Genomic DNA, 14375 nt, shown 5'->3' on the forward strand with positions numbered 1-14375 from the left:
CCACCGGAACGCGGCCGCCGACATGGGCGAGCGTCTCGCGCAGCGTCGGGATGCGGTCGGCGGTGCCGCCGACCGCAAGCGCGCCAAGTTCGTCGGCCGTCCGGGCCGCGACTGGTCCCACCGCGCCTGTCAGGCGGCCAAGATCGGCGTCGTGGAAGACCATCGCCGCGCCGTCCGCCGAAAGCTGCACGTCAAGTTCGATGGCGAACCGGCCGGCAATGGCCGCCTCGAACGCCGATGGCGTGTTCTCCCATCGCGCGCGGTTGCCGTCGTGAAGGCCGCGATGGGCGATGGGCCGCGCGGTCAGGAAGGGCAGGCCGGCCATCAGCTCTCGATGATCGCCTCGACCTCCACCGGGGCATTCAGCGGCAGGCACGCCATGCCGACGGCCGAGCGGGCATGGCGGCCATCGTCGCCGAGCGCCTCGACCAGAAGGTCCGAGGCGCCGTTGGCGACCAGGTGCTGGCTGGTGAAGTCGGGCGAAGACGCGACGAACACGGTGATCTTCACGATCCGCCGGATCGCCGCCAGATCGCCGAGCGCGGCCCTGGCCTGGGCCAGAATGTTGATCGCGCACCATCTGGCCGCCTCCCGGCCCGCTTCCAGCCCGATATCGGCGCCGACAAGCCCGGTGGCTGTCAGCACGCCGTCGCGAAAGGGCAACTGGCCCGAGGTGAACAGCAGATGGCCCGTGCGGGTGTAGGGCAGATAGTTGGCGGCCGGCGCCGCGGCGTCCGGAATTTCAATTCCCATCGCGGCAAGCCGCGCTTCGATCGTCTGGTTCATCGTCTTTCATCCCCTTCCGAGAGGCCCTTGCGGCAGGCGGACCCCTTGCCTCGCTTATGCCCATACGTTTCCTATAGTGGCGGGCAAAAGGAAAGTGAGTCCCGATGAGTGTTTATCGAAATGCAGGTCTTGTGACGGCCGGAATTGTCGCATTGGCCGCACCTGCGCCGGCCCATGCGGGCAACGTGCAGCTCAGCCCGCACCGTGCCGTCTATGCGGTCGAACTGGAGGAGGCGACCGACCGCAGCGGCATCACCGGCATGCGCGGCCGCATCGTCTACGAGTTTCGCGGTTCGGCCTGCGACGGCTATACGACCAGCTTCCGGTTCGTTACGCAGATCACGGCGCGAGGCGGCGGGCGGGTCACCGACCAGCAGACGACGACCTTCGAGGAGGCCGACGGCTCGGCGTTTCGCTTCATCACGCGCACATTCGTCGATCAGCGGCCCGACCGCACGATCAAGGGAACGGCCGAGCGGGGCGCCGATGCGACGCTTGTGATGCTGACCGAGCCCGAAGACAAAGAGCTGCGGCTCGATCCGGCGGCCTTTCCGACGGCCCATATGATCGACCTGATCGAACGGGCGGCGGCCGGCGAACGCTTCTACGAGAAAAAGCTGTTCGACGGGTCGGACGATGCCGACGCGGTGATGACCACCACCGTCGTCATCGGACCGGAAAAGAACGCCCGGGACGACGATCCCGACGCCGTCGGCGCGGTCGCCGGAAAACCGTTCCGCAACGTCTCGGTCGCCTATTTCGGCGAGACCGCGCAAGGGCAGGGCGAGAACCTGCCCGAATATCGCATCGCCTTCAAGCTGCACGACAACGGCATCACCCGGTCGCTCGAAATGGATTATGGCGACTTCCGCCTGTCGGGTACCATGGAAGAGCTCGAACTGTTCGCGCCCGAGGAGTGCGGCTAGGCGCCCTGTCCCATCCGGGAACGGCTTGCAAAGGCGGGCGCTTTGGGCTAAGCGCCCGCCCATTCCACACACGGCGCAGGCATTGTCCGGGAGACATCCGGGCACGGCCACCGGTGGCGGGAAACCGCTGAGGCGTCGTGGAGGCCAAACCGGAAAGGATCTTAACGCATGGCTTTGCCAGACTATTCCATGCGCCAGCTGCTCGAAGCTGGCGTGCACTTCGGCCACCAGACCCACCGCTGGAACCCGAAGATGGCGCCGTATATCTTCGGCGACCGCAACAACATCCACATCATCGACCTGTCGCAGACCGTGCCGCTGCTCGAACAGGCGCTCAAGAGGGTCTCCGACACGGTGGCCGGCGGCGGGCGCGTGCTGTTCGTGGGCACCAAGCGCCAGGCCTCCGAGATCATCGCGGACGCCGCCAGGCGCTCGGCGCAATATTACGTCAACGCGCGCTGGCTGGGCGGCATGCTGACCAACTGGAAGACGATCTCCAATTCGATCGCGCGCCTGCGCAAGCTCGAAGAGTTGCTGGGCGGGGAGGCCGAGGGCTTCACCAAGAAGGAGCGCCTCAACCTTGAGCGCGAGCGCGAAAAGCTCGACCGCGCCCTTGGCGGCATCAAGGACATGGGCGGCATTCCGGACCTGATGTTCGTGATCGACACCAACAAGGAAGCGATCGCCATCCAGGAGGCGCACCGTCTGAACATTCCCGTCGTCGCGATCATCGATTCCAACTGCGATCCGGACATTGTTGATTTCCCGATTCCGGGCAACGACGATGCGGCGCGGGCCATCTCGCTCTACTGCGACCTGATCGCGCGGTCCGCGATCGACGGCATCGAGCGCCAGCAGGGCGCCTCCGGCGTCGATCTTGGCGCGCAGGCCGAGGCGCCCGCCGAGGCCGCGATCCTGGAGGCCGATGCCGCCGCGCCGGTCCAGGAGGCGGCCGCGCAAGCCTAGCCAGGCATCAGGACGAGCAAGGGATGGGCGCGCGCGGGCCTTGCGGCCCGCCGCCTTTTCATCACCGCGTCACACGAACCGGGCAACAGCCCGGTTCACCAGAACAATCCGATTTGATGCCGGTTCCGGACGGAATGCGGACCGGCGCGACGAGAGGCAAGACGATGAGCATTTCCGCCGCATTGGTGAAACAGTTGCGCGAGTTGACCGGCGCAGGGATGATGGACTGCAAGAGGGCGCTTGAGGAAACCGGCGGCGACCTTGATGCGGCCGTCGACTGGCTGCGCAAGAAGGGCATCGCAAAGGCCGAGAAGAAGTCCGGGCGCACCGCCGCCGAGGGTCTGATCGGCGTGGCGGCCGCCGGCGCCGCCGCCGTCGTCGTCGAGGTCAATTCCGAAACCGATTTCGTTGCGCGCAACGAGGCGTTCCAGACGCTGGTCGCCGACGTCGCCAGGGTCGCGCTCGACGCGGACGGTTCGGTCGAGGCGGTCGCCGCGGCCGCCTATCCGGGCTCGGACAAGACCGTCGAGCAGGCGATCAAGGACGCGGTCGCAACGATCGGCGAGAACATGACGCTGCGCCGTTCGGCCAGGCTCGCGGTCGGCGCGGGGACCGTGGCGACCTATATGCACAACGCGGTCAAGGCCGATCTGGGCAAGCTGGGCGTTCTGGTCGCCATCGAGACCGCCGGCAGCGCCCAGGCCGCCTCGGCCATCGGCCGGCAGATCGCCATGCATGTGGCCGCGACCAACCCGATGGCGATCGATGTCGACGATCTCGACCCGGCGGCGATCGCGCGCGAAAAGGCGATCTTCTCCGAGCAGGCCAAAGCGTCCGGCAAGCCCGACAACATCGTCGACAAGATGGTCGAGGGCCGGCTGCGCAAGTTCTACGAGGAGGTCTGCCTTCTCAAGCAGGCCTTCGTCATCAACCCGGACCTGACGGTCGAGCAGGCGCTCAAGGGGGCCGAAAAGGACATCGGCGCGCCCGCCAGGATCGCGGCATTCACCCGCTTCGCGCTGGGCGAGGGGATCGAGAGGGACGAAGGCGATTTCGCCGCCGAGGTGGCCGCCGCCGCCAAGGGCTGACGGGCCCGCTCGTATACGCCCGAAACCGGGCGCTGCGTGACAAGGCGGTGCCCGTGTTGTATCGGGGCGCAACGATTCCGCCGCTGTTCTTTTGGTCTTTTGCGAACCCTTCATGACAGAACCGATCGCTTACAAACGCGTGCTGCTCAAAGTGTCGGGTGAGGCTCTGATGGGCGATCAGGGCTTCGGCATCGACGTGTCGGTCGCCGACAGGATCGCCGCCGACGTCAAGCAGGCCGTCGATCTGGGCGTGCAGGTCGCCATCGTGATCGGCGGCGGCAACATCTTTCGCGGCGTGGCGGTGGCCTCGCGCGGCGGCGACCGCGTCACCGGCGACCATATGGGCATGCTCGCCACGGTGATCAATTCTCTGGCCCTGCGCACGTCGCTGGTCAAAAGCGGGCTCGATGCGGTGGTGCTTTCGGCGATCGCCATGCCGCAGCTTTGCGAAAGCTTTTCCCAGCGCAAGGCGACATGGAACATTGAGCAGGGCCGCGTCGTCATCTTCGCGGGCGGCACGGGCAATCCCTATTTCACCACCGATTCCGCCGCCGCGCTCAGGGCCGCCGAGATCGGCGCCGACGCCCTGCTCAAGGGCACCCAGGTCGACGGCATCTACTCGGCTGACCCGAAGCAGGAGCCGGCGGCCGAGCGCTACGAGCGCCTGACGCACGCCCAGGTCATCGCGAAGGGACTGAACGTCATGGACATCGCCGCGGTGGCCTTGACCCGGGAGAACCGCATTCCCATCGTTGTCTTCTCAATCCACGAGCATGGCGGGCTCGGCCGTGTCGTCACGGGGCAGGGCCGCTCGACCGTGGTCAGCGAGAACTAGCTCTTGTCCTCATGGGCCCGGTGGATTTGGCATGAGACGATTGGGTTCGATACAAGGCGCATTGGCCGCCAAATCCATCGCTCTTATTGAGTGCATGACCTAAACCGGCCGACCGGAGGAACCCGTGCCATGAGTGAATATGACCCTGCCGACCTGTCGCGCCGCATGGAAGGCGCCATAAGCGTGTTCAAGAGCGATCTGGGCGGTCTGCGCACCGGGCGCGCCTCGGCATCGCTGCTCGATCCGATCACCATCGAGGCCTATGGCAGCACCATGCCGATCAGCCAGGTCGCCAACGTCACGGTGCCCGAACCGCGCATGCTGGCCGTCAATGTGTGGGACAAGGGCATGGTGGGCGCCGTCGAAAGGGCGATTCGCGATTCAAGCCTCGGTCTCAATCCGATGACCGATGGCGCCACCGTTCGGGTGCCCCTGCCGGAACTGAACGAGGAACGGCGCCGTGAATTGGTCAAAGTCGCCCATCAATACGCCGAAAACGCGCGGATTGCTGTGCGCCATGTGCGCCGGGACGGTATGGAAGCCTTGAAAAAACTCGAAAAAGACGGCGAGATCGGACAGGACGAGGGGCGCGCGGAATCCGAGACGGTCCAGAAACGGACCGATCAGTCGATTGCCCGCATAGATGAACTGCTGGCCGAGAAAGAGGCCGAGATCCTTCAGGTCTGACCACCGCGCGATTCCCCCCACCGTCCGGGCGCCCCGCGTCCCCCATGGAGACATGACGTGCTTTTCAAAGCGCCCGTTGACGACATAGCCGGCCCCGAACATGTCGCCATCATCATGGATGGAAACGGCCGCTGGGCCGCCGCGCGCTCCATGCCGCGCACGCTCGGCCACAAGGCCGGCGTTGAGGCCGTGCGCCGGACGGTGCGCGCCGCCCCGCGCTTCGGCATCCGCCACCTGACGCTTTACGCCTTTTCGTCGGAGAACTGGTCGCGGCCGCCCGAGGAGGTCCGCGATCTTCTGGGCCTTTTGCGCCTTTACATTCATCGCGATCTGACCGAGCTGGCGGCCAACGGCGTGTGCGTGCGCATCATCGGCAACCGCCAGGGGCTTCAGCCCGACATCGTCGCGTTGATCGAGCGCGCCGAGGAGCGCACGCGCGCCAATGTGCGCCTGAACCTGAACATCGCCTTCAACTACGGCGCGCGGGACGAGATCCTGCGCGCCGCCCAGGCGCTGGTCGACCAGGCGCGCCGGACGCCCGATTGCGACCGGCGGTTGACCGATGCCGATCTCAACGCCGCGCTTGACACGTCCGGCCTGCCGGATCCCGACCTGATCATCCGCACCAGCGGCGAGATGCGCCTGTCCAATTTCCTGCTTTGGCAGGCGGCCTATTCGGAATTCGTGTTCCTCAATTGCATGTGGCCGGACTTCGACGAAGCCGAACTGGCGTTTGCCCTTGAGGAATATGCCCGGCGCGAGCGCCGCTACGGCGCGGTCGCACCGGTGCGGAACGCGGCCCTATGAGCAACCTGACCGCCCGGATATGGTCCGGTGTGGTGCTCGGCGCGATTTTTCTTCTCGCCACGGCCCTGGGCGGGGCGCCCTTCATGGTTCTGGTGACGCTGACGGCGGCGGTCTTCTGGTCCGAATGGACCGACATGAAGATGCCCGGCGCCGACGACCGCCTCCAGGCAACCGGCATACTGGCGCTGATCGGCTGCGCGGCGGTTATCTTGTTTGTGCCGCCGTCAACGCACATTGTGTTGCTCGTCGTGATCCTTGCGGCGTTCGCCGTGGCCGCGATCGGTCTTGGCGATGCGCGGGCCATCGGCGGCTTCGTCTATGCCGCGCTGCTGCTGATCAGCCTTGGGGGGCTGCGCGGGCACTGGGGGTTCGAGCCGGGCCTGGCGGCGATCATCTTTCTTGCCGCCGTGGTCTGGGCGACCGACATTGGCGGCTATTTCGTGGGGCGCTCGGCCGGTGGCCCGAAGCTGGCCCCGCGCATCTCGCCCAACAAGACGATCGCCGGCGCACTGGGCGGCCTTGGCGCCGCGGTCGCCGCGGGCCTGGTCGTGCACGTGCTGTTCGGCGTCGCCGGATGGGGGGTCGCCGCCATGCTGGCGGTGCTGCTGTCGGTTCTGTCGCAGGCGGGCGACCTTTTCGAATCCTGGATCAAGCGCCGCGCCGGGGTCAAGGATTCCGGTCGCGTCATTCCCGGCCATGGCGGTGTGATGGACCGGGTCGACGGTCTTGTTTTCGCCGCGATTGGCCTATGGTTTGCCTGCGTGCTCAAGGCCGGCATGACCGAGCCGGCACGCGCCTTTTTCTGAGCCGGACGGAGTGCCGATGATCGACTTTGTGACAAATCTGGCTTCCACGGACGGTTTCATTATCGGCATCGTTCTGCCGTTCCTGTTCGTGCTGACGGTCGTCATCTTCTTTCACGAGTTGGGTCACTATCTGGTGGGCCGCTGGTGCGGTATCGGAGCGAAGGTGTTTTCGGTCGGGTTCGGGCCCGAACTGCTCGGCTTCACCGACCGCAGCGGAACGCGCTGGCGCCTGTCCGCCATTCCGCTTGGCGGCTATGTGCGGTTCGTCGGCGACATGAACGCGGCCTCGGCGGGCGCGGCGGACGACGGCGATCTGACCGAGGCGGAGCGCTGCCGGGCGTTCCACACAAAGAGCGTGTGGCGGCGCGCGGCCACCGTGCTTGCGGGCCCCGCCGCCAACTTCCTGCTGGCGATCGTCATCTTCGCGTTCGTGCTGGCGGTCTTCGGGCGCACGGTGGCGGACCCGGTGGTCGCCGATTTGCGCGAGGGCGGCGCGGCCCAGCAGGCCGGCCTGCTGCCCGGCGATCGCTTCGTGAGCCTCGACGGCCGAACGATCGAGAGCTTTTCGGATGTCCAGCGCCATGTCGCGCCGCGCGCCGGCTCGCCGATCGAGGCCGTCATCGACCGCAGCGGCGAGCGGATCGCCCTGACCGTCACGCCGGAACGGCTCGAAATCGAGGACCGGTTCGGCAACACGATCGAGCAGGGCGTCATCGGCGTCATCAGCAATCCCCAGATGGGGCGCTACCGCGTCGAGGATTACGGGCCGCTGGAGGCGGTCGGCCTGGGCGTGCAGGAGACCTGGTTCGTGGTCGCCCGTACCGGCGGCTATCTTGCCGGCGTGATCATGGGGCGCGAGAACGCCGATCAGATCGGCGGGCCGATTCGCATCGCGCAGGTGTCGGGGCAGGTGGCCACGCTCGGCTTTGTCGCGCTGTTGAACCTGACGGCCATCCTTTCGGTTTCCATCGGCCTTCTGAACCTTTTGCCGGTGCCCATCCTCGATGGCGGCCACCTGTTGTTCTATGCCTATGAGGCCGTGCGCGGCAAACCGCTCTCGGAAACCGCGCAGGAATATGGCTACCGGGTCGGCTTTGCGCTCGTGATCGGCCTGATGGTGTTTGCGACATGGAATGACATCACGATTATTTTCGGCAGCGGTTAGGGTGTGAACAGCGCCCAGAAAGGTGCGATTCTTAGATGCTTCGTTTACCATATCGGCCTGCCATGCGTTGCGAAATCGCCACTAAGCGGCACAGGGTAAACGCTTTTTAACCTGGTTGCTTGCGTGTGTGCGAAAAGCCTGCGATACCGATTCCGACATTGTGGGCGACAATTCCGGCCCGGACCGGGCCATGCAGATTGGGGACATTACCGCATGAAGGCGGCTCCTAGGTTCTTGAGCGCGGTATCGGCGGCGGCCTTGGCGATCGCGCCCGCGGCCGGCGGCGCGGCGGCCGTTCAACTCGTGACGACCGCCGGCGCGCACGCCGCCGTCGTGACGTCGATTTCCGTGCGCGGCAACCAGCGCGTCTCCGAGCAGACCATCGCCGAATTCGTCGGTTACCGTTCCGGCCGCAACTATTCGGGTTCGGACATCAACGACGCCGTGCGCGCGCTGTTCCGTTCTGGGCTGTTCTCCAACGTGTCGATCGTCACCTCGGGCGCGGCGCTTGTCGTGACCGTCGAGGAGTTCGCCACCGTCAACCAGGTGCTTTTCCAGGGCAACCGGCGGCTCGACGACGACCGGCTGCGGGCCGTCGTGCAACTGGCGCCGCGCGGCCGCTTCGAGCAGGCCACGCTCGACGCCGACGTCGAGGCCCTGGTCGAAGCCTACAGCCGGACCGGCCGCGGCGACGTGACCGTGAACGCCAGCGCCGTCGATCTGGGCGAGAACCGCGTCAACGTGATCTTCCAGATCGTCGAGGGCGATCGCACGCGCATCGCGCGCATCACCTTCACCGGCAACAACGCATTCAGCGACCGGCGCCTTCAGGCGGTGATCAGCACAAAGCCGTCCAATCCGCTGTCCTGGCTGACGCGCAACGACATCTATGACGACCAGCGCCTGGCGGCAGACGAAGAGGCGCTGCGCCGCTTCTACTTCGATCGCGGCTACGCCGACTTCCGTATCATCTCCTCTGCGGCCGATGTCGATCCGTCGACCGGCAATATCGTCATCAACATCGAGGTGGACGAGGGCGACCGCTACACGTTCGGCGGCATCGACATCGACACCACCGTCACCGGCGTCGATCCCGAAGCGCTCGCGCGCACCATCTCGACGCGCTCCGGCAGCGTCTACAGCGCGCGCGAGGTCGAGGACACGCTGATCAACATGTCCGAGCGGCTGGCCGGCGCCGGTTTCCCGTTCGCTGAGGTCACCCCCGTCGGCAACCGCGATTTCGACAACCGCACGATCGACGTCACCTATATCGTCGACCAGGGGCAGCGCGCGTTCATCGAGCGGATCGAGATCGTCGGCAACACGCGCACGCGCGACTATGTGATTCGCCGCGAGTTCGACCTGGCCGAGGGCGATGCCTTCAACCAGGTGCTGATCCGCCGCGCCCAGCGCCGGCTCGAAGCGCTCGACTTCTTCACGCGCGTGCAGATATCGACGCGGCCCGGCTCGTCCGCCGACCGGGTCGTCGTCGTCGTGCAGGTCGAAGACAAGCCGACCGGCGAGTTCGGCGTGGGCTTGGGCTATTCGACAGGCGGCCAGAACGAAGGGGTCAATGCCGAGGCATCGGTCACCGAACGCAACTTCCTGGGTCGCGGGCAGGCGATCCGCGTCGGCGTCGGCGGCAGCGTGGCCACGCGTACCTACAATCTGTCCTTCACCGAACCCTATTTCCTGGGCTACCGGGTCGCCGCCACGTTCGGCCTTTATCAGAACCGCAACGATCTGGGCGACTATGAACGACGGAGCACGGGCGGCTCGGTTTCGTTCGGCCTGCCCCTGACCGACCATCTGACGGCCAATGTCGGCTACAACTATCAGCGCGACGTCTACAGGGCCGACGGTCCCGACTGTACCGACCTGCCCGGTGACGCGGACAACAATTGCGGCGCGCCCGCCTTCGTGCAGCCCCGCATCGTCAGCGGGCAGCCACGCGTCAAATCGTCCGTCATATACGGCCTCGTCTACAACACGATCGACAACCGCAGCGAACCGCGCAGCGGCCTGTTCGTGCGCCTGAACCAGGAGGTCGCCGGGCTCGGCGGCGATGCGCGCTTCATCCGCACGACGGCGGACGCCTCCTACTACGTCACGCTTCTGGAAGATGCCGAGCTTGTGGGCCTTGTGCGCGGCGGCGCCGGCAACATCGCCGGGCTTGGCGCGCGCGTTGAAGGTTTCGACCAGTTCGAGATCGGCCCGCGCCGTCTGCGCGGCTTCGCCTTCAACGGGATCGGGCCGACAGACACGAATGGCAGTTTCATCGGCGGCACGTCCTACATCAACGCGACGGCCGAGATGCAGTTCCCGCTGCCGGCCTTCCCGCGCGATCTTGGCTTCAAGGGCGCGGTGTTCGCCGATGCGGCCACGCTGTTCGGATCGGACGTCGCCAATGCGCAGAACACGAGCTTGGCCTGGCGGGCTTCGGCCGGTCTGAGCGTGATCTGGCAGTCGCCCTTCGCGCCCCTGCGGTTCGATTACGCCTGGCCGCTGGTCAAGCAGGCCCACGACAAGGAGCAGCGCTTCTCCTTTTCGGTGTCGACCGCGTTCTGATCGCCTTGGATGCCCGGCCGAGAGCCGGGCGCAGTTTCTGGTGCAATCTTGGGCATAGACCCGCATTTTCACCGTTCCGAACTGCCCCTGCCGCTCGGCCGCGTTGCGTCCATGGGCGGCCTTGGCGCGCCGGACGAACAGACCGCCGGGCGGTGCGTCGCAACGCTTGCTCCGGCCGTCGAGCCGGTCGCCGGCAGCCTGGTGTTCATCGATGGCGCGCATGATCTTGCTCTTGATCCGCTTGCGGTGTGCGCGGCCGTGATCGCCGCGCCCGCGCTTGCCGAACGGCTGCCACAAGGCCCTGTCCCACTCGCCGCCGAAAGGCCCCGTCACGCCTTCCAGGACATCGCCCGCGCCCTTTTTCCCGACAGCATCGGCGATGCGCCGACGATAAGCGCGCCGGAGACCGCCCGGCGGACGCCGGCGGGCGCCACCGTGTCGGCCGGCGCGCGCCTTGAAGACGGCGTCGTGCTCGAACCGGGCGCCGTCGTCGGCGACGGCGTCGAGATCGGTGCGGGCACGATCGTCGGCGCCAACGCCGTGATCGCGCGCGGCTGCAAGATCGGCCGGAACTGCCGGATCGGGGCCGGCGCCTCGATCCAGTATGCGCTCGTCGGCGACCGGGTGCGCATCTTGCCGGGCGCGGCGATCGGCCAGGACGGGTTCGGCTACATCCCCCGTGCCGACGGACTGCGCAAGATGCCGCAGCTTGGCCGCGTGATCGTCCAGGACGATGTGGAGATCGGCGCCGGCACGGCCGTCGACCGGGGCACGCTGGGGGACACGGTGATCGGGCAGGGCGCCAAGATCGACAATCTGGTGCAGATCGCCCACAATGTGCGCATCGGCATGCACACCGTGATCGCCGGCCATTGCGGCATCTCGGGCAGCGTGACCATCGGCAGCCAGTGCATGATCGGCGGCGCGGTGGGCATCGCCGACCAGTTGACCATCGGCGACCGGGTCCAGATCGCCGGCAGGGCGGGCGTCATGGACGATATCCCCTCGGGCCAGCGCTGGGCCGGCTCGCCGGCCCAGCCGGCCAAGCAGGCCCTGCGCGAGGTGCTGGCGTTGCGCCAACTCGTCAATGACCGTAAGAGGTCGCCTCGATCCGACTAACCGATATTTGGCAGCAAATGACACACACGCAAGCCGATCGCGCGCTTGAAAGCGCCGATCTCGATGACATTCTCAAGGCGTTGCCGCATCGCTATCCGATGCTGCTGGTCGACCGCATCGTCGACATTGACGGGCTCCAGTCGGCGGTCGGCATCAAGAACGTCACCTATAACGAGCCCCATTTCGCCGGTCATTTTCCGGGCAATCCGATCATGCCGGGCGTCCTGATCGTCGAGGGGCTGGCGCAGACCGCCGGCGCGATCGGCATCCGCAGCCTTGGCATGGACAAGCCCGCGCTCGTCTATTTCATGTCGATCGACAAGGCCAAGTTCCGCAAGCCGGTCGTGCCGGGCGACGTGCTCGAATACCATGTCCGTCTGATCAAGCGGCGCGGCTCGATCTGCAAGTATGAATGCATCGCCAAGGTCGGCGGCGAGACCGTCGCCGAGGCGGAATTGACCGCGATGCTGTCGCCGGACGATGCCAAGCGTGGCGGCGGAGTTTGACCATGGACGCGACACCCATCTTCATCCACCCCACAGCGCTGGTCGAGACCGGCGCGCAATTGGGCGCCAATGTGCGCATCGGGCCGTTCTGCCATGTCGGCCCCGAGGTGGCGCTGGGCAACGATGTCGAACTGATGAGCCACGTCTCGATCACCGGTCCGACCGAACTGGGCGCCGGCTGCACCGTGCATCCGCACGCCGTGCTCGGCGGCCCGCCGCAGAACACCGCCTATAAGGGCGAAGCGACCAGGCTCGTCGTCGGCCGCAACGTGACGGTTCGCGAGGGCGTCACCATGCATCGCGGCACCGGCAATGCGCGCGGCGAGACGATCGTCGGCGACCATTGCATGTTCCTGGCCTATTCCCATGTCGCCCATGACTGCGTGATCGGCGATCATGTCACCTTCGCCAACAATGTGATGATCGGCGGCCATGTGACCATCGGAGATCATGTGATCGTCGGCGGCGGCGGCGCGATCCACCAGTTTTGCACCATCGGCAACAACGCCTTCATCGGAGGGCTGACGGGCGTCGCCCACGATGTCATCCCCTATGGCCTCGTCATGGGCAGCCGCGCCTATCTGAGCGGTCTCAACCTGGTCGGCCTGAAGCGGTCGGGCATGGACCGGGCGACGATCACGGCGCTGCGCTGCGCCTATCGCGACCTGTTTGCGGACAATGGCGCCTCGGTGCGGGCCAATGCCGAACGGCTCGTCGGGGACTATCCCGATATCGAGCCGGTGCGGCAGATCGCGCGCTTCGTGCTCGACGGCGCCAAGCGCAACCTGACGACGCCGCTCAGCGGGGCCGATGCCCGCCGCGCCGAAAGCGGCGAGGGGTAGGGCGTGAACCGGGCGGCTGATGTCGGGTCCGGCGCGCCCATTGCGATGATCGCCGGCGGCGGGCAGGTGCCCGTCCACCTTGCCCGGTCGATGAGCGGGCGCGGCATGCCGTTCGTCGTCGTCATGCTCGAAGGCGACGCCGATCCCGCCCTTGCCGATTACGACCATATCGTCGTCAACCTGGTCGAGCTTGCCCGGTTCAGGCGCTTCATCGCCGCGCGGCGCGTGCATGCGGTGACGCTCGTCGGCTCGGTGAGGGGCCGGCCGGACATTGGCCGGTTTCGGCCGGACTGGACCACGCTGCGGCTGATCGGACGCATCATGGCCGCGCTGGGAAAGGGCGATGACGCGCTCTTGCGCGCCATCGTCGCCATGCTCGAAGACGCCGGACTGACGGTCGTGGGCGCCCACGAGCTTGAACCCGACCTTGTGGCGCCGGCCGGCCCGCTCGGGGCCGTCGGCGTGCCCAGGGGCCTGCGGGCTTCCATCGAGACCGGCGTTGCCGCGGCCAGCGCGCTCGGCGCGGTCGATGCCGGCCAGGCGGTGATCGTGATCGGCCGCCGTGTCGTCGCGCTCGAAGGCGCCGAGGGCACCGACGCCATGATCGAGCGCGTCGGCCATCTGCGCGCGACCGGCCGTCTGGGAGAAAGAAAGGGCGGGGCGCTCGTCAAGCTGCGCAAGCCCGGCCAGGATGTCCGCGTCGACATGCCGACGATCGGTCCCCGCACCGTCGCGAAGGCGGCGGCGGCCGGCCTTGCCGGGATCGCCGTTCATGGCGAGAACACCCTCGTCATGGACCGCGCCGCGACGGTCGAGGCGGCCGATGCGGCGGGCCTGTTTCTGGTCGGGCTCGATCCGCAGGCCGTGGCGGCCGGCGGGCAGGGGCTCCCGAGGCGATGACGCGGCGGGCGGTGACCGCGCCGCTGATCGGTATCGTGGCGGGCGAGGAGTCCGGGCAGTTGCTGGCGGCCGATCTGATCGCGGCGCTCAATGCGCGCTTGGGCGTCGAGGTCCGCCTTGTCGGGGTGGGCGGCGAAAGGCTTCGGGCGCTTGGCCTTGGCACGCTGTTCGATCCGGCCGAGATCGCCCTGATGGGGCTGACCGGCATCGTGCGCGCGCTGCCCCGCCTGACCCGCCGCATCGGCCAGACGGCCGACGCGCTGGTCGCCGCGCGGCCGGACTGCCTCATCGTCGTGGACAGTCCGGAGTTTTCGCTGCGCGTCGCCAGGCGCGTCAAGCGGCGCCTGCCGGACCTGCCGGTCATCAAATATGTG

The 14375-nt window shown here is 67.0% G+C and carries 15 protein-coding genes and 1 pseudogene; 14 read left to right on the forward strand and 2 right to left on the reverse strand.

Annotated features, from left to right (window positions below):
* On the reverse strand, nucleotides 1–325 hold a 325-nt coding region (locus AC5E6L_RS08125), incomplete at its 3' end, for a glycerophosphodiester phosphodiesterase family protein (RefSeq protein ID WP_491772513.1).
* The gene (locus AC5E6L_RS08130; protein ID WP_491772515.1) at nucleotides 325–786 is read right to left on the reverse strand and encodes a RidA family protein; all 462 of its coding nucleotides are present in this window, start codon (nucleotides 784–786) and stop codon (nucleotides 325–327) included. The genes AC5E6L_RS08125 and AC5E6L_RS08130, both read right to left, overlap by 1 nt.
* A gap of 104 nt (nucleotides 787–890) precedes the next feature.
* Here AC5E6L_RS08130 and AC5E6L_RS08135 point away from each other — a divergent pair, with 104 nt between their 5' ends.
* The 14 genes and pseudogenes from AC5E6L_RS08135 to AC5E6L_RS08200 form a co-directional block, all read left to right on the forward strand.
* Nucleotides 891–1712: a cell envelope integrity EipB family protein gene (locus AC5E6L_RS08135; RefSeq protein ID WP_491772517.1), complete on the forward strand. Its 822-nt coding sequence runs from the start codon at nucleotides 891–893 to the stop codon at nucleotides 1710–1712.
* 168 nt (nucleotides 1713–1880) lie between these two features.
* Nucleotides 1881–2678, forward strand: a complete 798-nt coding sequence (gene rpsB, locus AC5E6L_RS08140) for a 30S ribosomal protein S2 (RefSeq protein ID WP_491230968.1) — start codon at nucleotides 1881–1883, stop codon at nucleotides 2676–2678.
* A gap of 164 nt (nucleotides 2679–2842) precedes the next feature.
* Nucleotides 2843–3766, forward strand: a complete 924-nt coding sequence (gene tsf, locus AC5E6L_RS08145; RefSeq protein ID WP_491772519.1) for a translation elongation factor Ts — start codon at nucleotides 2843–2845, stop codon at nucleotides 3764–3766.
* A gap of 112 nt (nucleotides 3767–3878) precedes the next feature.
* A complete protein-coding gene (gene pyrH / locus AC5E6L_RS08150; RefSeq protein ID WP_491228971.1) occupies nucleotides 3879–4601 on the forward strand; it encodes a UMP kinase in 723 nt (240 codons plus the stop codon).
* 129 nt (nucleotides 4602–4730) lie between these two features.
* Nucleotides 4731–5288: a ribosome recycling factor gene (frr, locus tag AC5E6L_RS08155; RefSeq protein ID WP_491228970.1), complete on the forward strand. Its 558-nt coding sequence runs from the start codon at nucleotides 4731–4733 to the stop codon at nucleotides 5286–5288.
* A gap of 84 nt (nucleotides 5289–5372) precedes the next feature.
* Entirely contained in the window at nucleotides 5373–6095 is a 723-nt protein-coding gene (locus AC5E6L_RS08160) for an isoprenyl transferase (protein WP_491228973.1), read from the forward strand.
* On the forward strand, nucleotides 6092–6901 hold the full coding sequence (locus tag AC5E6L_RS08165; RefSeq protein WP_491228969.1) for a phosphatidate cytidylyltransferase: 810 nt from the start codon (nucleotides 6092–6094) through the stop codon (nucleotides 6899–6901). The genes AC5E6L_RS08160 and AC5E6L_RS08165 overlap by 4 nt, the downstream gene beginning before the upstream one ends.
* Before the next feature lie 16 nt (nucleotides 6902–6917).
* Nucleotides 6918–8066 carry an RIP metalloprotease RseP gene (rseP, locus tag AC5E6L_RS08170; protein ID WP_491228968.1) on the forward strand — a complete coding sequence of 383 codons (1149 nt, stop codon included), beginning with the start codon at nucleotides 6918–6920 and terminating at the stop codon, nucleotides 8064–8066.
* A gap of 234 nt (nucleotides 8067–8300) precedes the next feature.
* Nucleotides 8301–10634 carry an outer membrane protein assembly factor BamA gene (gene bamA / locus AC5E6L_RS08175; protein WP_491772522.1) on the forward strand — a complete coding sequence of 778 codons (2334 nt, stop codon included), beginning with the start codon at nucleotides 8301–8303 and terminating at the stop codon, nucleotides 10632–10634.
* Nucleotides 10635–10682: 48 nt separating this feature from the next.
* The gene (gene lpxD, locus AC5E6L_RS08180) at nucleotides 10683–11753 is read left to right on the forward strand and encodes a UDP-3-O-(3-hydroxymyristoyl)glucosamine N-acyltransferase (RefSeq protein WP_491772524.1); all 1071 of its coding nucleotides are present in this window, start codon (nucleotides 10683–10685) and stop codon (nucleotides 11751–11753) included.
* Nucleotides 11754–11770: 17 nt separating this feature from the next.
* The gene (gene fabZ, locus AC5E6L_RS08185) at nucleotides 11771–12259 is read left to right on the forward strand and encodes a 3-hydroxyacyl-ACP dehydratase FabZ (RefSeq protein ID WP_491228965.1); all 489 of its coding nucleotides are present in this window, start codon (nucleotides 11771–11773) and stop codon (nucleotides 12257–12259) included.
* A 2-nt stretch (nucleotides 12260–12261) separates the two neighbouring features.
* Nucleotides 12262–13101 carry an acyl-ACP--UDP-N-acetylglucosamine O-acyltransferase gene (gene lpxA, locus AC5E6L_RS08190; RefSeq protein WP_491228964.1) on the forward strand — a complete coding sequence of 280 codons (840 nt, stop codon included), beginning with the start codon at nucleotides 12262–12264 and terminating at the stop codon, nucleotides 13099–13101.
* 3 nt (nucleotides 13102–13104) lie between these two features.
* A complete protein-coding gene (locus AC5E6L_RS08195) occupies nucleotides 13105–14001 on the forward strand; it encodes an LpxI family protein (protein WP_491772527.1) in 897 nt (298 codons plus the stop codon).
* Nucleotides 13998–14375: pseudogene (locus AC5E6L_RS08200) on the forward strand (lipid-A-disaccharide synthase); the annotation flags it as partial. The gene AC5E6L_RS08195 and the pseudogene AC5E6L_RS08200, both read left to right, overlap by 4 nt.

It is taken from the genome of Roseitalea sp. (genome assembly GCF_984466335.1).